Genomic DNA, 25,851 nt, shown 5'->3' on the forward strand with positions numbered 1-25,851 from the left:
CGCACCCGCCGGTGTGCCGCGGGTCGCATTCGGGGACGCGGCGAACCTGCGAGGGTGCCTGCCTGCGTGCCCGCGGTTTCGACCGCTCCGGCGGTCAGGGCTGGTCGTACCAGGAGGCCGCTGCGATGCGCCAGCCCGCTGAGGTGCGGACGAACTGAATGGTCTTGGTCCCGACGCCGTCGTACGGCTCACCGTCCAAGAGCCCGGACTTACGGTACTCGCAGAAGCGTGACGCGATGTCTCCTGCGATCTCGGTTCGTTCGGAGGTCTCCCACTCGGAGAACTCGACCAGCCGCCCGTCGGTCAGCAGCTGTCGGCGAGGCTCGATGAACTCGTCCACGGTGTACACCGTGAACTCCGGTCCGGTCTTGACGATCACGCCGGCGGGAAGAAACAGCCGACGTATGCGTGCCACATCGGCTGCCTTGCCGCCGCGGTTGTCGAAGGCGCCGAAGAACTCGGCGGTCACCAAGTCGATGTCGGTCTTGGACATCGCGCGACAGTAGCAGGCGCTCGAACGCCCCGGTTGTGCCGACCTCGCCGAGCAGCGTGGGGTTCGGGTGCCGGAAGGCCGACGCACTCGACGCCCACCGGATCCTGATGTCCGATCCCGGCAGCCCCTGGCTCAACATCCCCTTCCGATAGGCCCGTCCGTACGACGCCGCGCCCGCCCTCGGCTGCGTCGCCGGCCTACCACCCCATCGGTCGGTAGTACCCCAGCACCGCCGACAGCTGCCCGAACCACTCCCCCAGCAACTCCCTCGGCTTCGCGTCCACGACGCACTCGTACATCGTGCCTTCGAGATGGACGACGGCCATCATGAGGGACTTGCCCGACGGGCTCGCCTTGTAGTGGACGCTGCGGATCTCGGGCCAGGGGAATTCGGCCTCGTGGCCGTTGATCTCGAAGACGACGCCCGAGGCGTCGACCGCGATCGAGCTGTTGCGGTGCACCGCGAGGAACTCCGGGCCCGTCGCGGCAGGTTGGGGCGGCGGACCCGCGTACTGCGGGGGCGGCGGGCCGAAGCCCGGTGGTGGAGTGGGCGCGGCGGGCGGGCCGAAGCCCGGTGCGGGCGGCGGCCGGGTGCCGTCGGGCGGCTGTGGGCCGTACGCCGCGTGGTTCATGGTCTGTCTGCTCCTCGTGTCTCACCGGTGGGTCGAACGGACCCTACCCGGCCATCCGCCGGCAGACCCTCCCGTCGAGCGGCCCGCGAAGTCGTCGTGAAACATTTCCGGGGGCCCACCGCGTCACTAGGGGTGAGGGCACAGTGGGCACTGCGCAGGGGGAGCACATGAGGAAGGTCCTGGCGGATCAGTACGCGGAGTTCGCCGCGGCGCGCGCGGCGCATCTGTACCGGTCCGCGTGTCTGCTCACCGCGGGGGACACGCATCTCGCCGAGGACCTGGTGCAGGAGACGCTGGGCCGGCTGTACATCAGCTGGCACCGGGTGGCCCGCGTCGGCAACCCCGCCGGGTACGCGCAGACCGTCCTCACCCGGACCTTCCTCACTCACAAGCGGCGCCGCAGCAGTACCGAGCGGGCCACCGACGTGCTGCCCGACCGCGCCGACGGCGCCCACGGCGACGTCTCGCTGCGGCTGACGCTGCTGGAGGCGCTGGCGCGGCTGCCCGCCAAGGACCGGGCGGTGATCGTGCTCCGGTACTGGGAGGACCGGTCGATCGAGGAGACCGCCGACGCGATGGACGCCAGCTCGGCCGCCGTACGGACCCGTTGCACCCGTGCCCTGGGAAGACTGCGCGAGCTCCTCGGCGAGGACCTCGCCGAGTACGTCAGTCCCTGACTTCCAGCCCTCACCACGTCCGATACTTCCGACCACGCCGAAACGGTGGTTTGCCATGCCCGTTGAACAGCACAGCGACCCCTTCGAGGACCGGCTCGGCGCCGCGCTGCGTCAGGCCGGACACACCTTCGACCCCGACGGCGCCGCGCTCGCCGCCGCCGGGCAGACGCGCGGGCGGCGGCTGCGGCTGCGGCGTCGGGCCGCCGTGGTGGGCGGGGCGGCGAGTCTCGCGCTCGTCGGGGTGGGCGGGGCGCTGGTCCTGCCCGGTGACGGTTCCGCGGAACCGGAACAGCGCTCGGTGGCCACCGGGTCGACCGCCACCCCGAGTCCGACCGCAACGCCCCTGCCCATGTCCCGGGCCGACATGATCCGTACGTTCCAGGAGCTGCTCCCCGAGGGTCAGTTCAGCGATGCGGATGCGCGCGGCACGGACGCGAAGCCGGCACCGTACGCACGTGTCGTGTTCGACGACGGCAAGGGCGCCGCGATGATCTCCATGAGCCTCGACCGGATCGAGCCGGGGAGCGATCAGGCCCGTGAGATCGGCCAGTGCCCGGACAAGGTGTTCATCGTGTACGACAGTTGCAGCACCAGCAGGCTGGCGGACGGGTCGTTGTTCAGGGTCGTCCAAGGCTACGAGTATCCCGACCGGCGTGTGGACACCAAGATGTGGACCGCCGATCTCGTCACGCCCGGCGGGCAGTACGTCACCGTGAGCGAATGGAACGCCGCGGCCGAGAAGGACGCGCCGATCAGCAGGCCGAACCCGCCGTTGTCGAACGCCCAGTTGAAGGAGCTGGTGTCGGCCGAGGTGTGGCGGCAGGTCGTCGACGCCATGCCCGCGGACTCCAGGCAGCCGGACCCCTCCCCCACGGGCAAAGCTCCCGTCGACGGCAACGCCATCGGACAGACCCTCGCCGGTCTGCTTCCCGAGGGCCTCGATGTGGTCGCCAAGAGCGGCGAGGACACCGAGTACGCGTATGTCGTCGTCGATGACGGCAAGGGCAGAAGCTTCGTCCAGATCAACGTCCAGGCCGACATGCGGGACGTCGCGGGCGACCTCTACGGCGCCGGCTCCGAGACCCTGCCCGACGGCACCCGGGTGACCATCCGGCAGGGGCCCGGCGACGACAAGGTCGGCTCTGGGGTCGTCATGTGGACCGCCGACACGATGAGGAAGGACGGGATGCGGGTCGTGATCAGCGCCTTCAACGCCGCCGACCAGCACAGCGACGCGAGCCGTTCGACGCCCGCCCTCACGATCGAGCAGCTGAGGGCCATCGCCCTCAGCCCGAAGTGGGACGCGCTCATGAATGGCTAGAAGAACTCCGACCACGGCTGGTCCCAGACCTGCTTCACGCACAGGACCAGGAAGAGCAGGCCCGCGATCGCCAGCATCGCGTTGCTCAGAGGGCCGTTGCGCCACTCCCGCGGGGTGCGGGCGGTGTTCAGGAGCCACATCAGCGTGCCGGCCAGGAAGGGGAGGAAGGCGGCGCCGAGCACGCCGTAGAGGATGATCAGGCGGAACGGCTGGCCCTCGAAGAGCAGCACGATCGGCGGGAAGGTCAGCCAGAGCAGGTACGCGCGGAACGGCCAGGACTTCTCGCGCTCGCCCGAGGCGACCTCCTCGCCCCGCGCCGCCTCACCGCGCGAACGGTAGCGGGCCACGAAGTCCGCGAACATCAGGCTCACGCCGTGCCAGACGCCGATCAGGGAGGTGAAGGAGGTGGCGAAGAAGCCGATCAGGAAGAACTTGGCGGTCGCCGTGCCGTACTTGTCCTCCAGGATGTCGCTGAGCTGGATCAGGCCCTTGTCGCCGCTCGCGATGGCCACGTCTGCCGAGTGGAGGAGTTCGGCGCCCACGAAGAGCATCGAGACGACGAAGATGCCGGTGGTGGCGTAGGCGACGCGGTTGTCCAGGCGCATCACCTTCATCCAACCCGTGTTGGTCCAGCCCTTGGCGTTGACCCAGTAGCCGTACGCCGCCAGCGTGATGGTGCCGCCGACGCCGCCGATCAGGCCGAGGGTGTTGAGGATGGAGTCCTTCTCGTCGGGGAGGACGGGGAGGAGGCCCGCGAAGGCGTCGCCCAGGTTCGGGGTGACGCGGATCGCCAGGTAGACCGTCACCACGAACATGACGCCCACCAGGACCGTCATGACCTTCTCGAAGACCGCGTACTTGTTGAACCAGACGAAGACCAGGCCGACCAGGCCGCACGCGACGCCCCACCACTTGAGGTCCATCACGTCGGGGAACAGCGCCTGGAGCGGGAGCGCGCTGGACGACATCGCCGCCGCGCCGTAGACGAAGCCCCAGATCACGACGTAGACGACGAAGAACCACGTCGTCCAGCGGCCGAGGCTCGCCCAGCCGTCGAAGAGGGTGCGGCCGGTGGACAGGTGCCAGCGGCCCGCCGCCTCGGCGAGGGAGATCTTGACCAGGCAGCCGATGACGGCGGCCCACAGGAGGGTGTAGCCGAAGTTGCTGCCCGCGATGAGGGTGGCCACGAGGTCGCCGGCGCCGACGCCGGTCGCCGCGACGACGATCCCGGGGCCGATGTATTTCCAACTGGACTTCCGGGGTGCTGAGGTAGCTGTTCCTGTCCCTGTTCCTGTGGTGCCCGTGGTGTCCGCCATGCCGATCAAGAAATCGCAAAGTGGACGAGGGCACAAGAGGGCATGCGGTGAAGGAAGACGGTAGCCGGTAGCCGGGGGCGGGCCCCGGAGGCTGGGCGTGCCGCCGGAGCCGTGCTGTGGTCCCGCGGTGGGCAGCCCGGCACGGTCGCCCCGGGCGTCCCCAACTCGCGGGTGCCAGCGCTGTCGCCGACCGCAGCCGTCGGACCCGCACGTGCCGAGCTCGAACCATACGGTCTTGCCCGGCCCGTCCAACGGCTTTTCCCGCCGAACAGTTCACGCCATCGCGTCTTTATTCACTCTTGACCTGCTCATGCCATACGCGGACGATGAGCGGCACACCCGCACCAGTTCGTCGCTGAACCACCCCCCGCTCCACTCCCCCATTTCCGGAGATCCCGGAATTCCAGGAGAAAACAGGAGACTTCATGCGACTTCGTATACGAGGCTCAGGCGCCCGTAGCGGCAGACGCTACGCCGCTCTGGCCGCCGTTCTCGCCCTCGCCCTCGCGGCCCCGCTCTCCGCGAACGCCGACAGCGCCGAGAAGGCCGCGCCGTCCGCCGAAGACGTCCGCCAGTACGAGATCCATCAGCACACGACTCCCTTGACCCGTACGGCCATTCAGCAGACCGGAGTCACGGTCGACGAGGCGGACGAGGAGACCGTGGTGGTCTCCGGCCGCGCGGAGCAGATCAGCAAGCTGCGCCGACTCGGCTACCAGGTGACGGCCTTGGGTGCGGCGCCGGACCGGTCGAGCGGCGAGGACGGCGTACGGCTCCTCGACTTCCCCTCGGCCGACTCGCGCTACCACAACTACGCCGAGATGAACGCGGAGATCGACACCCGCCTCTCGGCGTACCCGAACATCATGAGCAAGCGCGTGATCGGAAAGTCGTACCAGGGCCGGGACATCGTCGCCATCAAGATCAGCGACAACGTGGCGACGGACGAGTCCGAGCCCGAGGTGCTGTTCACCCACCACCAGCACGCGCGCGAGCACCTGACGGTCGAGATGGCGCTCTACCTGATCCGCGAGCTCGGCGCGGGCTACGGCTCCGACTCCCGGGTCACGAGCATGGTGAACAACCGCGAGATCTGGATCGTGCCCGACCTCAACCCGGACGGCGGCGAGTACGACATCGCGACCGGGTCGTACCGCTCATGGCGCAAGAACCGGCAGCCCAACAGCGGTTCCTCGTACGTCGGTACGGACATGAACCGGAACTGGAACTACCGGTGGGGCTGCTGCGGCGGGTCGTCGGGGTCGACGTCCTCCGAGACGTACCGGGGCGCCGCCGCCGAGTCGGCGCCGGAGGTCAAGGTCGTCGCCGACTTCGTGCGCGGCAGGGTGGTCGGGGGCGTCCAGCAGATCACGGCGGCCATCGACTTCCACACGTACAGCGAGCTGGTGCTGTGGCCCTTCGGGTACACCACCGCCGACACGACGACCGGCATGACGGCGGACGACCGCAACGCGTTCGCCGCGATCGGCCAGAAGATGGCCGCCAGCAACGGCTACACCCCGGAGCAGTCCAGCGACCTGTACATCACCGACGGGTCGATCGACGACTGGCTGTGGGGCAATCAGAAGATCTTCGCCTACACGTTCGAGATGTATCCCTCGTCCAGTTCGGGTGGAGGGTTCTACCCGCCCGACGAGGTGATCGAGCGGGAGACCGCGAACAACCGGGACGCGGTCCTGCAGTTGCTGGAGAACGCCGACTGCATGTACCGGTCCATCGGGAAGGAAGCGCAGTACTGCGGTTGAGTGCGTCGACGTCGATGTGACGTGCGGTCCGCGTCGGGCAGGTCACGCCCGGTGCGGGCCGCGACCGCCACTCAGACGTCGGCCCCGCCCGCCTTCTCCGCGTCCGTTTCGGCGTCGGCTTCCGCGTCGACTTCCACATCGGCTTCCGCGTCGTCCTCGAAGTACGCGTCGAGGACCGCGTCCAGCCGGCCTTCCCACTCGGTGAAACGTGCCCTGGCCGCCGCCTCGATCTCGATCGGATACCAGCGGCGGTCAGGGGTGTGCACCGTGATGGTGAACCGCTTGCCGAAGCGGGGGGACTCCGTCTCGACCGCGCCGATCTCGTCCCAGCGGAACTCGCACTGCTGGTCGTCGAGAGTCAGTCGTACGCCCTTGTGGTCGGCGACGATCTTGGCGCGGCGGTCGGACGCCTCGAAGACGGGGCCCTCGGGGGTCTCCTCCTCGTCGGCCTCCTCGGGCTCCTCGGCGGAGGGCTCCTTGACCGCAGGCTCCTCGGACGCCTCCGACTCCGACTCGACCGGCGTCGCCTCCTTGGCCTCCTCGGCCTCTTCCGGCTTGGCGTCCGCCGGCTCGCCGGACACGGGTGAGGTGAGCCCGGGGATGAATGCCGGGTCGAATCCGGCGCCTTCCAGGGGCTGGCTGCTCGAACCTATGCGCTGCTCCACAGCGGGCAGTATGGTCGACGAACCTGTGCCGGGCATAGCCAGCCCCTACTTCGTTTTGGCTTCCGCCCCGCAGCGTTATGGTGAGGGGATTCCAACCAGAGGTGAAGCCGGTTGGCGCGGTGCCCCTCGCGGGGCCGCCGGTTCCTGCTTCACAGACCGCCCGACAGCGAGGCACGGCGCCCCGGAGGGCTGACAACTGCTGAGCAATCCTTCAGTGCGTCTCAGCTCCTCTCGACTTGTGTCGTAATGGCGTGAAGTTCCCCGACTGGGACTGTGCGTCATGGCGTGCCCTGCCTGGTAGGGGCCCGGGTCTTTGCCTACCCGGACGGAAACGGGTGTTCCCTCATCGAATACGTGACCTTTGCGAGCGGTGCTCGTTGGGTGCGGTGAGGGGATCTTCGAAGCGGGGGGTGAGGCTGCCGAGTGAGCGGAAAGTTCCGGCCGCAGCCAGGCCGTGTCGTGCAGGCCTACAAGTTCGCTCTCGACCCCAACGCCAGGCAGGAGCGGGCGCGGCGCTCGCATTGCGGTGCCGCCCGCGCCGCCTACAACTGGGCCGTGTCCTGGGTGACCGCCTCGTGGTGGCAACGCAAGGCGGAAGCCTCGTACGGCATCGGTGAGGAGGAGTTGACGCCGTGGCGGTCGTGGTCGCTGCCCGCGCTGCGCAGGGAGTTCAACAGGGCCAAGACCACCGACCCGAGATTCGCCGGCTGGTGGGCGGAGAATTCCAAGGAGGCCTACAGCACCGGGCTCGCGAACGCGGCTGCCGCGTTCGACAACTACGCCAAGTCCAAGCAGGGCAAACGCAAGGGCGCCAGGGTGGGTGTCCCGCGCCGGAAGCCGAAGCGGAAAGCCCGCCTGGCCTGCCGGTTCACCACCGGTACGATCCGCATCGAGCCGGACGGCCGGCATGTCACCCTGCCCCGGCTGGGCACGATCCGCACCCACGAACCCACGGCCAAGCTCCTGGCCCGCCTCCGGGCCGGAACGGCGCGCATCCTGTCCGCAACCGTCCGGCACGAGCGCGGGCGCTGGTTCGTCTCCTTCCAGGTCGAGACCACCCGGGAGATCACCCGCATCGACCGGCCGGACAGTGCGGTCGGGATCGACTTGGGTGTGAAACACCTGGCGGTCCTGGCCGACAGCTCCGGCGAGATCCGCTACGAACCGAACCCAAAGCACCTGGACGGCGCCCTCAAACTGCTGCGGTTCCATTCCCGCCGAGCCTCCCGACGGCAGGGACCGGACCGCAGGACCGGCCAGAAGCCGTCGAAACGATGGGAGAAGGCCAACGCCGAACGCAACAAGATCCACCACCGGGTGGCGAACCTGCGCACGGACGCACTGCACAAACTCACCACCCACGTACGCGCCGAGTACCGCACCGTGGTGGTCGAAGACCTCAACGTCGCCGGAATGCTCCGCAACAAACGGCTCGCCCGCCGAGTGGCCGATGCCGGATTCGGGGAGATTCGGCGTCAGCTCACCTACAAGGGCCGACGGATCGCCTGCCCCACCATCGTCGCCAACCGCTGGTACCCCTCCTCCAAGACCTGCTCGAACTGCGGCGCAACGAAAGCCAAGCTGCCGCTGCACGTCCGAGTCTTCGACTGCGACGAGTGCCCGCTTGTGATGGACCGGGACGAGACCGCAGCCCGCAACCTGGTCGCCCTCGCGGCGGCCTGCACCACTGGTACCGGAGTGGCCGGAGACCAGGGCGCCGACACGGCGCCGAAGCCCCGTGGAGCCGACCGTAAGACCCGCCACCAACGCCCCGACCGGAACACCGGCCGAGGCGGGCGGGCAGGTGGCGCAACCCTGCCGCACCAGCGGCAGAAGGAAACGGGAGACCGTCGTCAGGACACCGAAGCGCAACTCGCGCTCTGGTGACACCGCCACGGACCTTCTAGACAGAAATGCCTGGATTGCGGAGAGTCGCTGAGCCTCTGAGTAACGGCGCCATGCCGTGTACGGCGTGCGGGAGTCGAGGTGGCGTCAGCCGGGCTCAGCCCAGGACGGCCAGTGCGTCGATCTCGACGAGGAGCCCGGCGGGGAGGCCGACGTAGACCGTCGTGCGGGCGGCCGGGGGCGCGGTGAGGGCCTGCTCCTCGAAGTACGTGTTGTAGATGGCGTTCATCTCGGCGAAGTGGTCCACGTCCGTGAGGTAGACGCGGATCATCATCACGTCGTCCCAGCTCGCGCCGCCCTCCTCCAGGATCGCCTTGACGTTGGCGAGGGTCTGGAGGGTCTGCTCGCGCAGGGTCGGCCCTGCGGGCGTGGGCGGCTTGCCCTCCTCGGCGGGGAGGAAGCCGACCTGGCCGGCGACCTGAAGGATGTTGCCCTTCCTCACGCCGTGCGAGAACTTCGCGGGCGGGGTGGTGTGGGTCTTCGGGGTGAGCGCGGTCTTCTCGGTCATGAGGTGGCTTCCTTGACGGGTGTTCTGCCGGAGTACTCGCCGCTGATCGCGTCCGCGGTGCGGCGGACCAGCGGCAACAGGGTGAGGAGTTCGTCCGCGGTGACGACGACGTTCGGCGCGGACACCGACATCGCGGCGACGACCCGGCCGTCGGCGCCGCGGATCGGCGCGGCGACGCAGTTGATGGACTCCTCGTGACCACCGAGGTCGGTGGCCCAGCCCTGTTCGCGCACCTTGTCCAACTCCCGCAGGAACGCGGGGGCGTTGGGCGTCGAACGGGCCGTGTACATGGGGTAGTCGAGCTTGTCGGCGCGGGCGCGGCGCTCGGGTTCGGGCAGGTCGGCGAGGAGGAGCTTCGCCACGGCGGCGACGGTGATCGCGACGGGCTTGCCGATCCGGGAGTACATCCGCACCGGGTACCGGCTCTCCACCTTGTCGATGTAGAGGACCTCGTCCTCCTCCTGGACGGCGAGGTGGACGGTGTGGCCGCACTGTTCGTTGAGGCGTACGAGGTGGGGGTGGGCGATCCCGCGGATGTCGAGGTTCTCCATCGCCTCCTGGGCGAGCGCGATGAGGCGGGCGCCGAGGCGGTAGCGCTGGTCGGACTGGCGGTAGACCATGCCGTGCTCGTGCAGGGTGCGGAGGAGACGCAGGGCGGTGGACTTGTGCACGCCGAGGCGGTCGGCGACCTGGCCCAGGTCGGCGGGGCCCTCGGCGAGCAGCGGCAGGATGTTCAGCGCGCGGTCTACGGTCTGGCTCATGGCGTACGTACCTCCTCCTCGGCCCGCTGTTCGGGCTGTGTCCAGCCGGGGCCGAGTCGAAGTCTCCCCCACGCGTCGTCGTCGAGGGCGGCGAGACGGTCGGCGTGGGGGCGGGTGGGGGGTGTAGCCAGGTCACCGGGGGCCGTGAGGGCGGCGGCGGCCCAGAGGTGGCCGTGGCGGATTCTGTCCCGTACGGGGAGGTCGCGCAGGGTGGCGGAGAGGAAACCGGCGGCGAAGGCGTCGCCGGCGCCGACGGGTGCGACTACGTCGACGTTCAGGGCGTGGACGAAGGTGAGGGTGTCGGGGGCGGAGGGGTGAGGAGAGGTCGGCTGTGCGGTGACCGGGGTTGCTGCCGGGGGGTGGGTCGCGCAGCCCGGCACTTGCGGAGTGCCGCCTGCGCCCACCCTCCCCCACTCTCGGCTGCGCTCGAGCGGGGGGACCCCCATCGCCCCAGCGGCACGACTGCCCGCAGCTTGACGGCATGGTTGCGCGCCGTGCGCGCCCGCGGATGGACGGAGCGCCTGGGCGCCGTGCGCGCCCGCGTCCTCGAACACCGTCGCACCCCGCGCCCCCTCCTTCACCACCAGCACCCCCGGCTCCGGCAGCATCTCCCGTATTGCCTGCGCCCCGCCCGTCGCGCCCCACGCCTCCTCCGCCTCGTCCTCGCCCACGAAGACGATGTCGGCACCGCGTGCCAGTTCCAGCAGGACTCGCGGGCCGTCGGTGTTCTGCCACAGGCCGGCGCGGTGGTTGATGTCGAAGGAGACCAGTGGGCGGTCCGGCCGACGGGCGGTGAGCTCGCGCAGCAGGTCCAGGCAGCCTTCGGACAGGGCCGCCGTGATCCCCGACAGGTGCAGCACCCGGCCCGCCCGCACCGCTGCCGGGTTCACGTTGTCCACCGTCATGGCCGAGGCCGCCGACCCGGCGCGGTAGTACGCCACCTCGTGGGCGTCGGTGGACCGGTCGCCCGCCGTGCGGAAGTAGATGCCCGTCGGACGGGCCGGGTCCCGGTGCACGGTGGAGACGTCGACGCCGTAGCCCCCGATCACCTCGACCAGGTGGTCGCCGAAGCCGTCCGCGCCGACCCGGCTGACCCACCGCGCGGAATGGCCGGCGGCGGCCAGCACGCACGCCACATTGGACTCCGCACCGCCGATCCCCCGCGCGAAGCACGGGACATCGGCGAGGCGGCCCGGCCGGGAGGGCAGGAAGGTGACCATGGACTCGCCGAGCGCGACGACGTCCACGACGTCGGGGGCATTGCAGGGTCCGCTGATGGTCACGATCGTCGTAGCTCCTGAATCTTGTGCGGGGGCGGCGGCTTCGTTGACCCCGCGTTGGCCGAGATGTTAGACAGCAGCAAGCGATATACGCAATGAGCGTTGCAAGTAGTGCAACGTCTACGCAACGCACCTGATCAGGGAGGCTCCATGGCCAGCGAAGCGCTCGCCCGCCTGGCAGAGGAACGCGTCGACCACCGCTTCAAGGGCCTCCCCCCGGACGCCGACGGCCGCACGGTCGGCGAGCTGGCCGCCGAGCGCCGCAACCTCTTCACCGACGGCTTCGTGACCCCCGTGCTCGCCCTCTCCGCCGAGCGCCTGGAGCACAACCTGCGGCTCATGGAGAGGTACGCGACCCGCCACGGCCTCGCCTTCGCCCCGCACGGCAAGACCTCGATGGCCCCCCAGCTCTTCCAGCGCCAGATCGAGCACGGGGCGTGGGGCATCACGCTCGCGATGCCGCACCAGGTGCGGGTGGCCCGCGCGTTCGGCGTCCAGCGGGTCTTCCTCGCCAACGAGCTGGTCGACGCGGCCGCCCTGCGCCGGCTCTCCGCCGAACTCGACGCCGACGACGACTTCCGTCTCATCTGTTACGTCGACTCCGTACGCGGCGTCGAGCTGATGGACGCGGCTCTGCGCGGCGCCCGCCGCCCCCTGGACGTCGTCGTCGAGCTCGCCGCCGGCGAGGGTGCCCGCACCGGCGTCCGTACGGAGGCGGAGTGCGCGGCGGTCGCGGACGCCGTGGCGGGGGCGGGGGCACTGCGCCTCGTCGGCGTCGCCGGTTATGAGGGCGAGGTCCCGCAAGCGGACACCGAGCGGGTGCGCGCCTGGCTGCGGCGGCTGATCGCGCTCGCCGTGGACTTCGACAAGGCGGGCCGGTTCGCGCACACCGACGAGATCGTCGTCAGCGCGGGCGGCAGCGCCTGGTTCGACGCGGTCGCGGACGTCTTCGCCGGGATTCCCGAACTCTCCTCCCCCGTACTGAAGTTGCTGCGCTCGGGCGCCTACGTCTCGCACGACGACGGGCACTACCGCAAGATCACGCCCTTCAACCGCGTCCCCGAAGAGGGCGCCCTGGAGCCCGCCTTCCGGCTCTGGACGCAGGTGGTGTCCCGGCCCTCGGCCGAGCAGGCCTTCGCGAACGCGGGCAAGCGGGACGCGGCGTACGACCTGGACCTGCCCTTCGCTCAAGTCGTACGGCGGGACGGCACCGAACACCCGGCGACCGGCATCGAGGTCACCGCGCTCTCCGACCAGCACGCCTGGTTGCGGACCGGCCCCGAGGCGGACCTGGAGGTCGGTGACTGGCTCGGCCTCGGTCTGTCCCACCCGTGCACGTCCTTCGACAAGTGGCAGCTGATCCCGGTCGCGGAGGCGGACGGCACGGTGGTCGACTACATCCGTACGTTCTTTTAGGAGGTCCGGCGTGGAAGAGCTCGTCATCCGGGACGCGGACGTCGTGGACGGCTCGGGCGGTCCGTCGTACCGCGCCGATGTGGTGATCGACAACGGCCGAATCGTGTCGATCGTCCAGGAGGCCGCGGCGGCGGGCTGCCAACGCCCCAAAGCAGTCCGCGAGTTGGACGCCGAAGGGCTCGTCCTCTCCCCCGGCTTCATCGACATGCACGCGCACAGCGACCTGGCCCTGCTCCGGGACCCCGACCACAGCGCCAAGGCCGCGCAGGGCGTCACGCTCGAAGTCCTCGGCCAGGACGGGCTGTCGTACGCGCCGGTCGACGACCGCACGCTCGCCGAGGTCCGCCGCGCGATCACCGGCTGGAACGGGCACGGCGACGACCTGGACTTCGACTGGCGGTCGGTCGGCGAGTACCTCGACCGGCTCGACTTCGGTTTCGGGGGGCGGGGCATCGCGGTCAACGCCGCCTACCTCATCCCCCAGGGCACGGTCCGTGCGCTCGCCGTCGGCTGGGAGGACCGCGAGGCGACGCCCCAGGAGCTGGACCGAATGCGGCAGTTGGTCGCGGAGGGAATGCAGCAGGGCGCGGTCGGCATGTCGTCGGGCCTCACCTACACGCCCGGCATGTACGCCAAGGACGCCGAACTCACCGAACTGTGCCGGGTGGTGGCGTCGTACGGCGGCTACTACTGCCCGCATCACCGCTCGTACGGGGCCGGGGCCGTGCAGGCGTACGAGGAGATGGTGGCCCTGACCCGGGAAGCCGGCTGTTCGCTCCATCTCGCGCACGCCACGATGAACTTCGGCGTGAACAAGGGCCGCGCGTCCGAGCTGCTTGCCCTCCTGGACGACGCGCTCGCCGCCGGAGCCGACCTCAGCCTCGACGCGTATCCCTACACGCCCGGCAGTACGACGCTCGTGGCGCTGCTGCCGAGCTGGGCGAGCGAGGGCGGGCCAGAGGAGATCCTGGGGCGGTTGGCCGACGAGGAGAGCGCCGAGCGCATCCGGCACGATCTGGAGGTCGTCGGCGCGGACGGCTGTCACGGGGTGCCCGTCGAGTGGGACACGATCGAGATCTCCGGCGTGACCGATCCGGGGCTCGCGGACTTCGTCGGCCGTACGGTCCGGGAGTCCGCCGGTCTGCGCGGCGAGGCCCCCTGGGTCACCGCCCGCCGGCTCCTCCTCGAGGACCGGCTCGGCACGACGATCCTCCAGCACGTCGGCCACGAGGAGAACGTCCGGGCGATCATGCGGCACCGCGTGCACACCGGCGGCTCCGACGGCATCCTCCAGGGCGCCAAGCCGCACCCGCGCGCGTACGGCACCTTCCCGCGCTACCTCGGCCGGTACGTACGGGAGTTGGGCGTGCTGTCCCTGGAGGAGTGCGTCGCCCGTCTCACCGCACGCCCCGCGGCCCGGCTGCGACTGCCGGACCGCGGGCTGGTCCGCGAGGGTTACCGGGCGGACCTCGTGCTGTTCGACCCCGCCACGGTGGCGGCGGGCTCGACCTTCGAGAACCCGCGCGTGCTGCCTACGGGCATCCCGTACGTGCTGGTCGACGGCCGTTTCGTGATCGAGGACGGCCGGCGGACGGACGTACTGGCGGGGCGGGCGGTGCGCAGGACGCCGTGAGCCCTACGGCTTGGGCAGGACGCAGCCGCTCGCGCTCAGGCTGAGCTGGTTGCCGGTCGTGAAGCAGCCCGGGAACCGGTAGGTCTCCTGGGCGTAGTTGATGCCCTGGCGGACGGTGACGTTGCCGGCCGCGTCGACCTCGCAGGGGTTGTTCACCGTGCAGCTCTCGCCGTCCTCGTTGCCGGTGTTGTTGACGGCGACGACCTTGCCGGTGGCCTGGTCGACGACCGGCGAGCCCGAGGTGCCGCCGATGGTGTTGCAGGCGGAGGTGTAGCGGACCGAGTCCTTCCAGGTCCAGTCGCCCTCCTTCAGGGTGGGCACGAAGCCGTCGATGCTGCAGCTGTAGAGCCGCTTCCAGTAGCCGGAGGCGACGGTGATCGCGGTTCCGGCCGTGGGGTGCGTGTCCTGCACGGTCAGCGCGCTGATGCCGTAGGAGTTCCGGATCGTCGCGTAGGTGCTGGTGAGCTGGTAGATCGTGGCGTCCGTGTCGGTCATCGTCGAGTAGGCGATCTTGCTGGCGCGCAGGGTCGCGACGCGGGTGCCGGCCGAGTTGAGCAGGCCGAAGGTGCGGCTGGACGCCTGGTTGACGATCACCTCGCCGGGGTCCGGGAAGCCGCTCTCCAGGCAGTGGCCGTTGGTGAGCACCAGGGCGGGGGCGGTGTCCAGGGAGTTCGGGAAGCGGACGACGGAGCCGGAACAGTTGCTCAGCGCGACGGTCCCGGCGAGGGTCACGGCCTGGAGCGTGGGCGACGCGGCCGCCTTCGTGTCCGCCTTGGCCGTGGGAGCTGGTGCGCCTGCCGCGGGTGCGGTGGGCACGGGTGCCGCGACCGCGGGTGCCGCGCCCGCCCCGGCGATCACCAGGGCGAAGAGTGCGGCGACGAGAGGCTTTCTCATGTGGGGGTCCCCTCTGCATGACGAGGGTGACCGGAGATCTTCCGGCCACCCGCAGTTTTGTCATGCGCATTGTGAATTGAGGGGTGCGTGGGGGCAAGGAGGCGTTTTCGGCCTGGGGACGGGGCCGAAAACACCTCCCCGGTTTCGCGGCCGGCTCGCGGCTACTTGGGCGCTTTCGTGCTCCCGTGCCCCTTGCCGTCGGAGTTGCCCGGGGCCGAGTCGTCCGGGGCGGCGGAGGAGGTGGCCGTGGGGGCGGTGGCCGGGTCCGTGGACGCCGTGGCCGAGGGCTCGCCGGACTTCGACTCGTCCGGCGAGCCGCCCTTCGAGGCGTCCGCCCCGGCGGACGGCGTACCGCCCGGCCCCGCGGTGTCCGGGGAACCGGAAGACGCCGAGCCGTCCGAGGACGAGGAGCCCGCCGAGCCGGTGGACTCCTCCGGCGCCGACCTCGTGCCCTCCTTGCCCCGCGGTCCGTCCGAGGAGGACCCCGAGAACGAGAACCCGGCGATCAGCGCCGCCGCCGACACCGCGCCCGCCGCACCGGCGGCGACCACCACCCGGCGCGACCGCCACCGGCTCGGCTTCCGCCGCGACCGCCGCGGCACCGGGCCGGCAGCGCGGACCGGCACCAGCTCGGCTCCGAACACCGGCCCGGCTCCGGACACCGGCCCGGCGTCGGCCACCGGCTCGCCGAGCCACACCGGCCCGCCATCGGCCACCGCAGGCAGCTCGGCCGTCTCGTCGTAGGCGTTCTGCCAGCCGTGCGCGGCGGCCGGATCGACGTACGCCTCGTACGGGGGCGTCGACTCGACCTGCGGGAGGTACACCTTCGGTACCTCCTGCGGCGCGCCGCCCGCACCCGTGCCGTGGACGCCGGTCGCGCCGTCGGCGCCGTACGCCCCGTTCTCGTACTGAGGTGGCCTGGACATGGCCGCGCATTGTAGAGACGGGAGGGGCCCGTGCGACAGCTGTCGGCGATAACCACCCAAACCGACGCGTCTCACGTGGCGGAAAACACGACCCATGAAGCGTTACCGGGCCGTAAGCTCCCAGACATGCAGGTGATCCAGTCGACCAAGCTCGCCAACGTCTGTTACGAGATCCGGGGCCCGGTTCTCGAGGAGGCGATGCGCCTGGAGGCGGCAGGGCACCGCATCCTCAAGCTGAACACCGGAAACCCGGCCGCGTTCGGCTTCGAGTGCCCGCCCGAGATCCTGGAGGACATCCTCCGCAACGTCTCGTCGGCGCACGGCTACGGCGACGCGAAGGGCCTGCTGGCCGCACGCCGGGCCGTCGTGATGCACAACCAGACCCTCGGCATCGAGACGGACGTCGAGCACGTCTTCATCGGCAACGGTGCCTCCGAGCTGATCGTGATGGCGATGCAGGGGCTGCTGGACGACGGGGACGAGGTCCTCATCCCGGCGCCCGACTATCCGCTGTGGACCGCGGCGGTCTCCCTCTCGGGCGGTACGGCCGTGCACTACCGGTGCGACGAGCAGGCCGACTGGATGCCCGACCTCGCCGACGTGGAGCGGAAGGTCACCGACCGCACCAAGGCGATCGTCATCATCAACCCGAACAACCCGACCGGCGCGGTATACGACGAGGCGATGCTGCGCGGGCTGACCGACATCGCCCGCCGACACAACCTGCTGGTCTGCTCCGACGAGATCTACGACAAGATCCTGTACGACGAGGCGGCGCACATCCCGACCGCCAAGGTCGCCCCCGACCTGCTGACCCTCACCTTCAACGGGATGTCGAAGGCGTACCGGGTCGCCGGTTACCGGGTCGGCTGGATGGCGATCTCCGGGCCGCGCGCGCACGCCGACTCCTACATCGAGGGTCTGACGATCCTGGCGAACATGCGCCTGTGCGCGAACATGCCGGGTCAGCACGGGGTCGTCGCCGCGCTCAGCGGGCGGCAGACCATCAACGACCTCGTGCTGCCGGGCGGACGGCTGCGGGAGCAGCGGGACGTGGCCTACGAGCTGCTGACCCAGATCCCGGGTGTGAGCTGCGTCAAGCCGAAGGGGGCGCTGTATCTCTTCCCGCGCCTCGACCCCAAGGTCTTCAAGATCAAGGACGACCGGCAGATGGTCCTGGACCTGCTTCGGCAGGAGAAGATCATGGTCGTCCAGGGCACCGGCTTCAACTGGCCCGAGCCGGACCATTTCCGGGTCGTGACCCTGCCGACGGCGGGGGACCTGCGATCGGCGATCACCCGGATCGGGAACTTCCTGGACGGCTACAGCCAGCCGTGACGGGCGTTTGACGGGGCAACTCGGGGATCACTTATGGATCGCTCAACTTTAGACGAGATCTAAGCTAGGATGGTTTCCTGACAGCACAGGAGGCCATCCCATGTACGAGCCGATCCGCACCAAGTCGGTCCACAGCACGATGGCCGGCACCCCCTCCGACTTCCCTCACCGTTCCCGTGAGGAAGAGCTGGACATCCAGCTCGCAGGCCATCTCGCCGCGCTGCTCGCCGTCACGGACGAGCTCCGCGCACTGGCGCCGTCCACCGACCTGGACACCGCTGCCGACCGGCTCGCCGAGCAGGTGACCCGGCTGCGCGGAGGCCGTGCGCCGGCCCGGGCACCGCTCACGACCACGACCGGCCGGAGCGACCTCGCGTCCTTGCACCGGCGGGCGCATGCGTTCGCGGGCCGCGCGCTGGTGGTGGCCGCGTCCCGTGCCGACACCGCGGCGGCGATCCTGTCCGCCGAGCGGATGGACGCGCACGCGGCGGCCTTGGAGCCGCGGGAACTCGCCGCGCGCTGAGCCCTCACCGGGCTCCCCATGACGGCCCCGGTCCGCGTGCACCCGAAGCGAGGCGCGGACCGGGTGCCACGCACTGCGTCGGCTTGAGCGGCGGTTGTTGTTCTCGCCGGTTGCGAAGTGCCGGTTGGATGCGGTGCGTTTCGCCGTGGAGGATCTGTCGTCGGACGGCCGCGGGTTGTCCGTGGCCTGTCGCGCAGTTCCCCGCGCCCCTTTGCGGCGCTGCAGTACCGGGACCGGTACGTCACCCCCCGTTCATGCTTTCCGCCGGGGAATGTTGGGTTCCGCGAGCACTCTCCTCCTGTGAGACGAATCGTAGGAATCGTCCTCGCGGTTCTGTTGGTCGGCGGCGTGGTGGCAGCCGTCGCAGCGGGCCGGGACAACGGGGACAAGAGCACGGCAACGAAGACCGTGCGCGCAGTGATCGGATCGGAGAAGACGGAGTTCTTCGCCGATCCCGACGTGGTGAAGGCCCTCGCCGCCAAGGGCTACACCGTCAAGGCCGAGACCTCCGGGTCCTGGGCCATGGAGGGGCTGGACCTCGAGGGCTACGACCTCGCCTTCCCGTCCAGCCAGGCGCCGGCCGCCGAGCTCGCCGCGAAGTACAGGGTCCGGCAGCCGCTGCCCGTGCCCTTCTACTCGCCGCTCGTCGTCGTGGCCCATCGCGGCGCCGCCGAGGTGCTCGCCGCCAATGGACTCGCCGCCCTCGACAAGAACCGCGGCACCCTGAAGATGGCCGCCTATCTCGACGCAGCCGAGCGCGACCGGACCTGGCAGCAGCTCAAGGGTGCCGAGAAGTACGGGGAGCTGACCGGCACGCTCTACGTCGCCACCACCGACCCCGAGACCTCCAACTCCGGCTCCCTCTACCTCGCCGCCGCCTCCTACGTCGCCGCCGGCGGCAAGGTGGCCGCGAGTGACGCCGACGTCGACCGGACAGCACCCCTGATGCGCAAGCTGGTCAGCGTGCAGGGCGCCCAGCAGTCCAGCACGGACGCGGCCTTCCGCGACTTCGTCAGCGGCGCCGGGAATCCGCTGGTGCTGGTGTACGAGTCGCAGGTCGCCGCGCTGCTCGGCGCGGGCGAGGGGGCCGACGACCTCACCGTCCTCTACCCGGACACCACCGCCAACAGCGACCACACCGTCGTACCGCTCACGGAGAACGGCCGCACGTTCGGCGAAGTCCTCAGCAGCGATCCGCAGTTGCGCGAGCTGGCCGTCCGGCACGGGTTCCGGCCGCAGGGCGCGACCGCCGAGTTCACCAAGGCCACGGCCGCCCACGCCGCGTACCTCAACCAGAAGCTGACCGGCGTCCGGCAGGCGCCCGTGCCCACCTACGAGGTGCTGCACGCGATGGCGCGCCGGGCGCGCGGATAAGGGGGAACAGCAGATGACCGAAGACACTTTCGTCCTCACGCCGCCCGAGGCCGTCACGCCCGTGCCCCGGGAGAAGGCGGGCGGGCTCGTCCCCGTCGACGACACCGTCCGGACCGACATGGCCAAGAAGGCCGCCACGTACATCGAGGGCCTCGCCGCTCTCGACGCCCGCTCCCCCGAGTTCGCCGGCAAGATCGGGGAGATCACCGCACTCGGCGCCGGCGAGATGCGCAGCGCCGCCGCGCAGTCCAACCGCATGCTGGAGCGGACCGTACGGAGTCTGCCCGCCAAGGGCGGCGACGCCCAGTCGCAGGTGGCGGGCTCGCTCGTCGAGCTCCGGCGAGTCGTCGAGGACCTCGATCCGCGTGACCTGCCCGCCGCCAAGGGGCGGAAGTTCCTGTCCCGGCTGCCCGGCGGCAACAAGCTGCGCGACCACGTCTCCAAGTACGCCTCCGCGCAGGGGACCCTGAACAAGATCGTGGGCTCGCTGCGCGGCGGTCAGGACGAACTGAGGCGTGACAACGCCGCGTTGCTGACCGAGCGGGTCCGCCTGTGGGAGACCATGGGCAAGCTCCAGGAGTACGTGGTGCTGGCCGAGGCCCTGGCCGCGGCCGTCGAGCAGCACGTCACCGGCGTGGAGGCGACGGACCCGCAGCAGGCCGACTCGCTGCGCGCAGACGTCCTCTTCCCTGTCCGGCAGAAGCACCAGGACCTGCTGACCCAGCTCGCGGTGTGCGCGCAGGGGTACCTCGCGATGGACGTCGTACGACGCAACAACGAGGAGCTGATCAAGGGCGTCGACCGGGCGGCCACGACCACGGTGTCGGCGCTGCGCATCTCCGTGATGCTGGCCTCCGCCCTCGACAACCAGAAGAAGGTCGTCGACCAGGTGGGCGCCCTGCGCGGGACGACCGAGGACCTCATCCGGGGCAACGCGGAGATGCTCGCCACGCAGAGCGGCGAGATCCAGCGGATCGCCGCGGACCCGGCGGTCGGCGCCGAGACCCTGCGGTCGGCCTTCCAGCAGATCTACCGCACGCTCGACGCCATCGACACCTACAAGGTCCAGGCGACGGAGGTGATGGCGGCGACCGTGGAGTCCCTGACCTCTGAACTCCAGCAGGCGAGCACGTACTTGGAGCGGAGCCGGTCGCAGGGCGTGCTGGAAGGGGGCCTTGCATGAGACGACGACTCACGGCCTTCCTCGCCCTCGCGCTCCTGACGGGCTGCACCGCGGCACAGGAGCGGGGCGACGACACGGGCGCCCCCGAACCCGGCACCCTCCGCATCCTCGCCTCCAGCGAGATCGCCGACATGGCCCCGGTCCTCGACCGGGTCGAGAAGGACACCGGCGTCAAGGTCCGGCCCACCTACCTGGGCACCCTGGACGCCGTGGAGCTGCTGGCGAAGGGCGAGGCGGACGGGAAGTACGACGCCCTGTGGCTGTCGTCCGACGACTACCTGCGCCTGCGTCCCGACGCGGCGAAGAAGGTCGTGTCCGAGACGCCGGTCATGTCCAGCCCGGTCGCCGTGGGCGTGAAGCCGGCGACCGTCCGGGCGCTCGGCTGGAAGCCGGACGACGTCACCTGGGCGCAGGTCGAGCAGGCCGTCCAGGACGGGAAGCTGACGTACGGCATGACCGACCCGGCCCGCTCCAACTCCGGCTTCTCCACGCTGGTCTCGGTGGCGTCCGCCCTCTCCGGCGCGCAGTCCGCGCTCACGGACGCCGACGTCACGAAGGCCGCGCCCCGGCTGAAGGAGTTCTTCCGGGGGCAGCGGCTGACGTCGGGGTCGTCGGGCTGGCTGGCGGCGGCGTACGAGCGGCGCGGGAACGTCGACGCGCTCCTCAACTACGAGTCCGTCCTCAAGGGAATCCCGGGCCTCACCGTGATCCGCCCCCGCGACGGGGTCGTCACCGCCGACTACCCGCTCTCCTCCCTCGCGGCCACCGACGCCGCCACCCGCGAGGACGTCCGCCGGCTGACCGAGGCCCTGCGCACACCGGACATCCAGCGCGAGATCACCGAGCGCACCCACCGGCGCCCGGTCGTCGCCTCGGTGCAGCCCGCGTCCGGCCTCGACCCGGCCCGGCGGCGTGAACTGCCCTTCCCGGGCAGCCGTTCCGTCGCCGACGGCCTGCTCGACTCGTACGAGAACGAGCTGCGCCGCCCGTCCAGGACCGTCTACGTCCTCGACACCTCGGGCTCGATGGAGGGCGACCGGCTGTCCGGGCTCAAGGACGCGCTCGCCGGTCTCACCGGAGACTTCCGGGAGCGCGAGGAGGTCACGCTGATGCCGTTCGGGTCGGCGGTGAAGAGCGTACGGACGCATGTGGTGGAACCGGCGGATCCACAGGCCGGCCTCGACGCCATCCGCGAGGACACCGAGGCGCTCACCGCCGACGGCGACACCGCGATCTACACCTCCCTGGAGAAGGCGTACGAGCACCTCGACGCCGGCCGGGACACCTTCACGTCGATCGTGCTGATGACGGACGGCGAGAACACGGCGGGCGCGGAGGCGGCGGAGTTCGACGACTTCTACGCCGGGCTCGGGACCGCGCAGAAGGAGACGCCCGTCTTCCCCATTCTCTTCGGCGACTCCGACCGCTCCGAACTGGGGCACATCGCCGAGCTGACCGGCGGCCGCCTCTTCGACGCCCGGCAGGGCTCGCTGGACGGCGCCTTCGAGGAGATCCGTGGCTACCAGTAACCTGCTCGGCTATCTCGAGTCCCGTAAGAACATCGCCGGGAGCGCGTGCGGTCTGGCGGGGCTGGCACTGACCTTCGCCGGGGTCGCGGGGCCGTACTGGCCCGTGGTCGTGGTGGGTCTGTACGGCGCGGGCGCGCTGGTCGCCCCGCCCAAGCGGCCTTCGCTGCCGGACTTCCCGGACCCGTCGGCCCAACTCGACGAGCTCCGGGCCGACTTCGGCCGCCTCACGTCCTACCTCGGGGACGTCGAGCTGCCGCCCGCCGCCGCTGGCCGCCTCACCGAACTCACCGAGCTGCTGGCCGCCCTGCTGGATCCCGGCTGGGTCACCGAGGTGCTCGTCCAGGACCCGGAGGGCGTGCACACGCTGTCGCGGGCCGTACGGCAGGACGTTCCCGAGGCCGTCGACACGTTCGTACGGACCCGATGGTGGGCGCGGCTCGCACCGGGCCAGGAGTCTCCGGAGCGGCATCTGGAGCGGCAGTTGACGCTGCTGCACGAGGAGGCGGAGCGGCTGGCCGCGGCCCTGCGGGAGACGGAGGCGCGGCGGCAGGAGTCGCACACGCGGTATCTGGAGGACCGGTCGAAGTAAGACCGCCCGGCCAAAAGGGCGAGGGCCTGTCGTCGTCCTCGCGTCGGGGCGGACGGGAGGACGACGACAGGCCCAGGGCTCTACACGCCGTTGTGCAAAACCTCGCCGGTACGGGGTGCCATGACCGCGGCCGGCCGTGACGATGTTGCTGGTCAGGGCACGATCGAGCCGGCCGCGGCATCTGGAGGGGCTGTCTCAGCCCAGGCGCTGCACCAGTGCGCGGTACTCGTCCCACAGTTCCTTGGGCGTGTGCTCACCGAAGGTGTTGAGGTGCTCGGGGACCAGGGCGGCCTCCTCGCGCCAGACCTCCTTGTCGACCGTGAGCAGGAAGTCCAGGTCGGACCCGGAGAGTTCGAGGCCGTCGGTGTCGAGGGCGCCCTTGGCCGGGAGGATGCCGATCGGGCTCTCGACGCCCTCGGCCCTGCCCTCAAGACGCTCCACGATCCACTTCAGGACGCGGCTGTTCTCGCCGAATCCGGGCCAGACGAACTTGCCCTCGTCGTTCTTGCGGAACCAGTTGACGTAGTAGATCTTCGGAAGTTTCTCGGGGTCCTTGCCCTTGGCGACGTCGACCCAGTGGCCCATGTAGTCGCCCATGTTGTAGCCGCAGAACGGCAGCATGGCGAAGGGGTCGCGGCGCAGCTCGCCGACCTTGCCCTCGGCGGCGGCGGTCTTCTCGCTCGCCACGTTGGCGCCGAGGAAGACGCCGTGGTTCCAGTCGAAGGACTCCGTCACCAGCGGCACGGCGCTGGCGCGGCGCCCGCCGAAGAGGATCGCCGAGATCGGCACGCCCTTGGGGTCCTCCCACTCGGGCGCGATGATCGGGCACTGCGAGGCGGGGACGGTGAAGCGGGCGTTCGGGTGGGCGGCCGGGGTCTTGGACTCCGGCGTCCAGTCGTTGCCCTTCCAGTCCGTGAGGTGGGCCGGGGGCTCCTCGGTCATGCCCTCCCACCACACGTCGTCGTCGTCCGTCAACGCCACGTTGGTGAAGACGGCGTTGCCCCACAGCGTCTTCATCGCGTTGGCGTTGGTGTGCTCACCGGTGCCGGGCGCGACGCCGAAGAAACCGGCCTCGGGGTTGATCGCGTACAGGCGGCCGTCCTCGCCGAACCGCATCCACGCGATGTCGTCACCGATGGTCTCGACCGTCCAGCCGCGGGTGGTCGGCTCCAGCATGGCGAGGTTGGTCTTGCCGCATGCGCTCGGGAAGGCGGCGGCGACGTACTTGGACTCACCCTGCGGGGGCGTGAGCTTCAGGATCAGCATGTGCTCGGCCAGCCAGCCCTCGTCGCGGGCCATGACGGACGCGATGCGCAGGGCGTAGCACTTCTTGCCGAGCAGGGCGTTGCCGCCGTAGCCGGAGCCGTAGGACCAGATCTCGCGGGTCTCGGGGAAGTGCGAGATGTACTTCGTGGAGTTGCACGGCCAGGGAACGTCCTCCTGGCCCTCCTCCAGCGGCGCCCCGAGCGTGTGCACAGCACGCACGAAGAAGCCGTCGGAGCCGAGTTCGTCCAGGACCGGCTGACCCATGCGGGTCATGGTGCGCATGGACACGGCGACGTAGGCGGAGTCGGTGATCTCGACGCCGATCGCGGAGAGGTCCGAGCCCAGCGGGCCCATGCAGAACGGGACGACGTACATCGTCCGGCCGCGCATCGAGCCGCGGAAGACGCCGCCCTGGCCTTCGGAGCCCTGGAATATCTCCCGCATCTCCGCGGGGTCCTTCCAGTGGTTCGTGGGGCCGGCGTCCTCCTCCCGCTCCGAACAGATGAAGGTCCGGTCCTCGACGCGGGCGACGTCGGTCGGGTCGGAGGCGGCGTAGTAGGAGTTGGGCCGCTTGATCGGGTCGAGTTTCTTGAAGGTGCCCTTCGCCGCGAGCTCCTCGCACAGGCGCTCGTACTCGGCCTCTGATCCGTCACACCAGACCACGCTGTCCGGCTGCGTCAGTTCTGCGATCTCGTTCACCCACGAGACCAGTTCCTTGTGGGTGGTGGGGATGACGGGGGGAGCCGCGATGTCGCGCGCCACGATTGCTCCTAAGTGAGGGATTTTGTCCTTTGTTGCCCCGTGGGGGCCGCGGCCCGGATGCTTCGCGTCGATTCCCTCTGGCGCTCATCCGGTGCCGACCGCACTCATTTGATCATCCGACGAGTACGCCCATCTGTCCAGAGGGCCGTACAAATGAGCGGAGTGAGGATTGCCACGTGTAAAATCGCCACTTTGCGTCCACTTGGGATTCAGCTGAACCGTCTTTGAAACGACACGGACGGGACTCCCGCCAAACCCCCGTGAGATGATGGCCACTCTTCATCGGCCAACGAGTCCCACTGACCCGCAACTTACGGTTCCGTAGGTACGATGCCCGCATGACTGCGTCCGACCCCGACGCGACCACGGACACCCCGGCCGCAGGCCGCGGTCCCGTCGCGACCTCCCTGCCGCACCCGGTCAAGCCCAAACTCCGCGGTTGGCTGCACCTGGGTATGTTTCCGGCCGTACTCATCGCGGGGCTGGTGCTCACCGCCCTCGCCGACTCCCCCAGAGGCCGCCTCGCCTGCGGAATCTTCGCCCTGACGGCCTGCCTGCTCTTCGGCGTCAGCGCGCTGTACCACCGGGGCAACTGGAGCCCGCGGATGGACGGCGTCCTGCGACGACTGGATCACGCCAACATCTTTCTGATCATCGCCGGCACCTACACGCCGCTGACGATGCTGCTCCTGCCGGACGCCAAGGGTCAGTGGCTGCTGTGGGGCATCTGGGGGGCGGCCGTGGCGGGCATCGCCTTCCGTGTCTTCTGGGTCGGCGCCCCGCGCTGGCTCTACACGCCCTGCTACATCGCGATGGGCTGGGCGGCCGTCTTCTTCCTGCCCGACTTCATGCGCTCCGGCGGCATCACCGTCCTCGTACTGGTGATCGTGGGCGGCCTGCTCTACAGCGCGGGCGGAGTGATCTACGGCCTCAAGCGCCCGAACCCGTCACCGCGCTGGTTCGGCTTCCACGAGGTGTTCCACTCCCTCACCCTGGCGGCGTTCATCGCGCACTACGTCGGGATCTCACTGGTGGCGTACCAGCACACGTAGCACCCCGTTCTCGAGGACAGCCGAGGGCCACGACTTTTGAGC

Annotated in this window: 23 protein-coding genes; 13 read left to right on the top strand and 10 right to left on the bottom strand. The window is 70.1% G+C overall.

Annotated elements, in window-relative coordinates; translation table 11 throughout:
* Positions 1 to 94 precede the first annotated feature (94 nt).
* Together ACFYO2_RS10740 and ACFYO2_RS10745 are read right to left on the bottom strand one after the other, a co-directional pair.
* Positions 95 to 493, bottom strand: coding sequence for a nuclear transport factor 2 family protein (locus ACFYO2_RS10740; RefSeq protein ID WP_388346996.1), 399 nt, complete (start codon positions 491 to 493; stop codon positions 95 to 97).
* A 197-nt stretch (positions 494 to 690) separates the two neighbouring features.
* Positions 691 to 1,125, bottom strand: coding sequence for a hypothetical protein (locus ACFYO2_RS10745; protein WP_388346998.1), 435 nt, complete (start codon positions 1,123 to 1,125; stop codon positions 691 to 693).
* Between the two features lie 167 nt (positions 1,126 to 1,292).
* Between ACFYO2_RS10745 and ACFYO2_RS10750 the strand changes: the two genes are divergently transcribed.
* Positions 1,293 to 1,802 (top strand): SigE family RNA polymerase sigma factor, encoded by a 510-nt coding sequence (locus tag ACFYO2_RS10750; RefSeq protein ID WP_388347000.1) that lies wholly within the window; start codon positions 1,293 to 1,295, stop codon positions 1,800 to 1,802.
* 55 nt (positions 1,803 to 1,857) lie between these two features.
* Positions 1,858 to 3,123, top strand: coding sequence for a hypothetical protein (locus ACFYO2_RS10755; protein ID WP_388347002.1), 1,266 nt, complete (start codon positions 1,858 to 1,860; stop codon positions 3,121 to 3,123).
* Here ACFYO2_RS10755 and ACFYO2_RS10760 read toward each other — a convergent pair.
* Positions 3,120 to 4,439, bottom strand: a complete 1,320-nt coding sequence (locus tag ACFYO2_RS10760; protein WP_388347004.1) for an Nramp family divalent metal transporter — start codon at positions 4,437 to 4,439, stop codon at positions 3,120 to 3,122. The two genes, ACFYO2_RS10755 and ACFYO2_RS10760, sit on opposite strands and share 4 nt — an antisense overlap.
* A gap of 425 nt (positions 4,440 to 4,864) precedes the next feature.
* On the opposite strand from ACFYO2_RS10760, the gene ACFYO2_RS10765 reads away from it, so the two are divergent.
* Positions 4,865 to 6,205 (top strand): M14 family metallopeptidase, encoded by a 1,341-nt coding sequence (locus ACFYO2_RS10765; protein ID WP_388347006.1) that lies wholly within the window; start codon positions 4,865 to 4,867, stop codon positions 6,203 to 6,205.
* Positions 6,206 to 6,276: 71 nt separating this feature from the next.
* Here the strand turns inward: ACFYO2_RS10765 and ACFYO2_RS10770 are convergent, their stop codons facing one another.
* Complete coding sequence (locus tag ACFYO2_RS10770; protein ID WP_388347008.1) at positions 6,277 to 6,870, bottom strand: hypothetical protein; 594 nt, start codon at positions 6,868 to 6,870, stop codon at positions 6,277 to 6,279.
* 423 nt (positions 6,871 to 7,293) lie between these two features.
* On the opposite strand from ACFYO2_RS10770, the gene tnpB reads away from it, so the two are divergent.
* Complete coding sequence (tnpB, locus tag ACFYO2_RS10775) at positions 7,294 to 8,757, top strand: IS607 family element RNA-guided endonuclease TnpB (RefSeq protein WP_388347010.1); 1,464 nt, start codon at positions 7,294 to 7,296, stop codon at positions 8,755 to 8,757.
* Between the two features lie 115 nt (positions 8,758 to 8,872).
* On the opposite strand, the gene ACFYO2_RS10780 is transcribed toward tnpB, so the two are convergent.
* From ACFYO2_RS10780 to ACFYO2_RS10790, 3 genes are read right to left on the bottom strand one after another with little or no spacing between them, the layout of a single operon-like run.
* Entirely contained in the window at positions 8,873 to 9,283 is a 411-nt protein-coding gene (locus tag ACFYO2_RS10780) for a RidA family protein (protein WP_217241283.1), read from the bottom strand.
* Positions 9,280 to 10,044 carry an IclR family transcriptional regulator gene (locus ACFYO2_RS10785; RefSeq protein WP_388347012.1) on the bottom strand — a complete coding sequence of 255 codons (765 nt, stop codon included), beginning with the start codon at positions 10,042 to 10,044 and terminating at the stop codon, positions 9,280 to 9,282. Before ACFYO2_RS10785 ends, ACFYO2_RS10780 begins: the two co-directional genes overlap by 4 nt.
* Positions 10,041 to 11,327, bottom strand: a complete 1,287-nt coding sequence (locus ACFYO2_RS10790; RefSeq protein ID WP_388347014.1) for a sugar kinase — start codon at positions 11,325 to 11,327, stop codon at positions 10,041 to 10,043. Before ACFYO2_RS10790 ends, ACFYO2_RS10785 begins: the two co-directional genes overlap by 4 nt.
* Before the next feature lie 147 nt (positions 11,328 to 11,474).
* Between ACFYO2_RS10790 and ACFYO2_RS10795 the strand changes: the two genes are divergently transcribed.
* The gene (locus ACFYO2_RS10795; protein WP_388347016.1) at positions 11,475 to 12,740 is read left to right on the top strand and encodes an amino acid deaminase; all 1,266 of its coding nucleotides are present in this window, start codon (positions 11,475 to 11,477) and stop codon (positions 12,738 to 12,740) included.
* Positions 12,741 to 12,750: 10 nt separating this feature from the next.
* The gene (locus ACFYO2_RS10800) at positions 12,751 to 14,373 is read left to right on the top strand and encodes an amidohydrolase family protein (protein ID WP_388347018.1); all 1,623 of its coding nucleotides are present in this window, start codon (positions 12,751 to 12,753) and stop codon (positions 14,371 to 14,373) included.
* Positions 14,374 to 14,376: 3 nt separating this feature from the next.
* On the opposite strand, the gene ACFYO2_RS10805 is transcribed toward ACFYO2_RS10800, so the two are convergent.
* On the bottom strand, positions 14,377 to 15,267 hold the full coding sequence (locus ACFYO2_RS10805; protein ID WP_388347020.1) for a serine protease: 891 nt from the start codon (positions 15,265 to 15,267) through the stop codon (positions 14,377 to 14,379).
* Positions 15,268 to 15,428: 161 nt separating this feature from the next.
* The gene (locus tag ACFYO2_RS10810) at positions 15,429 to 16,193 is read right to left on the bottom strand and encodes a hypothetical protein (protein ID WP_388347022.1); all 765 of its coding nucleotides are present in this window, start codon (positions 16,191 to 16,193) and stop codon (positions 15,429 to 15,431) included.
* A gap of 126 nt (positions 16,194 to 16,319) precedes the next feature.
* Between ACFYO2_RS10810 and ACFYO2_RS10815 the strand changes: the two genes are divergently transcribed.
* The 6 genes from ACFYO2_RS10815 to ACFYO2_RS10840 all read left to right on the top strand — a co-directional run bounded on the left by ACFYO2_RS10815 (position 16,320) and on the right by ACFYO2_RS10840 (position 22,729).
* On the top strand, positions 16,320 to 17,531 hold the full coding sequence (locus tag ACFYO2_RS10815; protein WP_388347024.1) for a pyridoxal phosphate-dependent aminotransferase: 1,212 nt from the start codon (positions 16,320 to 16,322) through the stop codon (positions 17,529 to 17,531).
* Between the two features lie 100 nt (positions 17,532 to 17,631).
* On the top strand, positions 17,632 to 18,054 hold the full coding sequence (locus tag ACFYO2_RS10820) for a hypothetical protein (protein ID WP_388347026.1): 423 nt from the start codon (positions 17,632 to 17,634) through the stop codon (positions 18,052 to 18,054).
* 300 nt (positions 18,055 to 18,354) lie between these two features.
* Positions 18,355 to 19,428, top strand: coding sequence for a substrate-binding domain-containing protein (locus ACFYO2_RS10825; RefSeq protein ID WP_388347028.1), 1,074 nt, complete (start codon positions 18,355 to 18,357; stop codon positions 19,426 to 19,428).
* Positions 19,429 to 19,441: 13 nt separating this feature from the next.
* Positions 19,442 to 20,611, top strand: coding sequence for a toxic anion resistance protein (locus ACFYO2_RS10830; protein ID WP_388347030.1), 1,170 nt, complete (start codon positions 19,442 to 19,444; stop codon positions 20,609 to 20,611).
* The gene (locus ACFYO2_RS10835; RefSeq protein ID WP_388347032.1) at positions 20,608 to 22,140 is read left to right on the top strand and encodes a substrate-binding domain-containing protein; all 1,533 of its coding nucleotides are present in this window, start codon (positions 20,608 to 20,610) and stop codon (positions 22,138 to 22,140) included. The genes ACFYO2_RS10830 and ACFYO2_RS10835 overlap by 4 nt, the downstream gene beginning before the upstream one ends.
* Entirely contained in the window at positions 22,127 to 22,729 is a 603-nt protein-coding gene (locus tag ACFYO2_RS10840) for a hypothetical protein (RefSeq protein ID WP_388347034.1), read from the top strand. Before ACFYO2_RS10835 ends, ACFYO2_RS10840 begins: the two co-directional genes overlap by 14 nt.
* A 195-nt stretch (positions 22,730 to 22,924) precedes the next feature.
* Here ACFYO2_RS10840 and ACFYO2_RS10845 read toward each other — a convergent pair whose 3' ends face one another.
* Positions 22,925 to 24,757: a phosphoenolpyruvate carboxykinase (GTP) gene (locus ACFYO2_RS10845; protein ID WP_388347036.1), complete on the bottom strand. Its 1,833-nt coding sequence runs from the start codon at positions 24,755 to 24,757 to the stop codon at positions 22,925 to 22,927.
* 338 nt (positions 24,758 to 25,095) lie between these two features.
* On the opposite strand from ACFYO2_RS10845, the gene ACFYO2_RS10850 reads away from it, so the two are divergent.
* A complete protein-coding gene (locus tag ACFYO2_RS10850; RefSeq protein WP_388347038.1) occupies positions 25,096 to 25,809 on the top strand; it encodes a hemolysin III family protein in 714 nt (237 codons plus the stop codon).
* The last annotated feature ends 42 nt before the right edge of the window (positions 25,810 to 25,851 follow it).

Source organism: Streptomyces sp. NPDC006602, assembly GCF_042870385.1.
Taxonomy (GTDB): domain Bacteria; phylum Actinomycetota; class Actinomycetes; order Streptomycetales; family Streptomycetaceae; genus Streptomyces.

What these genes read in the sequence shown, in the direction of transcription:
- ACFYO2_RS10740 (WP_388346996.1), bottom strand. Translation starts at nt 493, where the DNA reads ATGTCCAAGACCGACATCGACTTGGTGACCGCCGAGTTCTTCGGCGCC.
- ACFYO2_RS10745 (WP_388346998.1), bottom strand. Translation starts at nt 1,125, where the DNA reads ATGAACCACGCGGCGTACGGCCCACAGCCGCCCGACGGCACCCGGCCG.
- ACFYO2_RS10750 (WP_388347000.1), top strand. Translation starts at nt 1,293, where the DNA reads ATGAGGAAGGTCCTGGCGGATCAGTACGCGGAGTTCGCCGCGGCGCGC.
- ACFYO2_RS10755 (WP_388347002.1), top strand. Translation starts at nt 1,858, where the DNA reads ATGCCCGTTGAACAGCACAGCGACCCCTTCGAGGACCGGCTCGGCGCC.
- ACFYO2_RS10760 (WP_388347004.1), bottom strand. Translation starts at nt 4,439, where the DNA reads ATGGCGGACACCACGGGCACCACAGGAACAGGGACAGGAACAGCTACC.
- ACFYO2_RS10765 (WP_388347006.1), top strand. Translation starts at nt 4,865, where the DNA reads ATGCGACTTCGTATACGAGGCTCAGGCGCCCGTAGCGGCAGACGCTAC.
- ACFYO2_RS10780 (WP_217241283.1), bottom strand. Translation starts at nt 9,283, where the DNA reads ATGACCGAGAAGACCGCGCTCACCCCGAAGACCCACACCACCCCGCCC.
- ACFYO2_RS10785 (WP_388347012.1), bottom strand. Translation starts at nt 10,044, where the DNA reads ATGAGCCAGACCGTAGACCGCGCGCTGAACATCCTGCCGCTGCTCGCC.
- ACFYO2_RS10795 (WP_388347016.1), top strand. Translation starts at nt 11,475, where the DNA reads ATGGCCAGCGAAGCGCTCGCCCGCCTGGCAGAGGAACGCGTCGACCAC.
- ACFYO2_RS10805 (WP_388347020.1), bottom strand. Translation starts at nt 15,267, where the DNA reads ATGAGAAAGCCTCTCGTCGCCGCACTCTTCGCCCTGGTGATCGCCGGG.
- ACFYO2_RS10810 (WP_388347022.1), bottom strand. Translation starts at nt 16,193, where the DNA reads ATGTCCAGGCCACCTCAGTACGAGAACGGGGCGTACGGCGCCGACGGC.
- ACFYO2_RS10815 (WP_388347024.1), top strand. Translation starts at nt 16,320, where the DNA reads ATGCAGGTGATCCAGTCGACCAAGCTCGCCAACGTCTGTTACGAGATC.
- ACFYO2_RS10820 (WP_388347026.1), top strand. Translation starts at nt 17,632, where the DNA reads ATGTACGAGCCGATCCGCACCAAGTCGGTCCACAGCACGATGGCCGGC.
- ACFYO2_RS10830 (WP_388347030.1), top strand. Translation starts at nt 19,442, where the DNA reads ATGACCGAAGACACTTTCGTCCTCACGCCGCCCGAGGCCGTCACGCCC.
- ACFYO2_RS10835 (WP_388347032.1), top strand. Translation starts at nt 20,608, where the DNA reads ATGAGACGACGACTCACGGCCTTCCTCGCCCTCGCGCTCCTGACGGGC.
- ACFYO2_RS10850 (WP_388347038.1), top strand. Translation starts at nt 25,096, where the DNA reads ATGACTGCGTCCGACCCCGACGCGACCACGGACACCCCGGCCGCAGGC.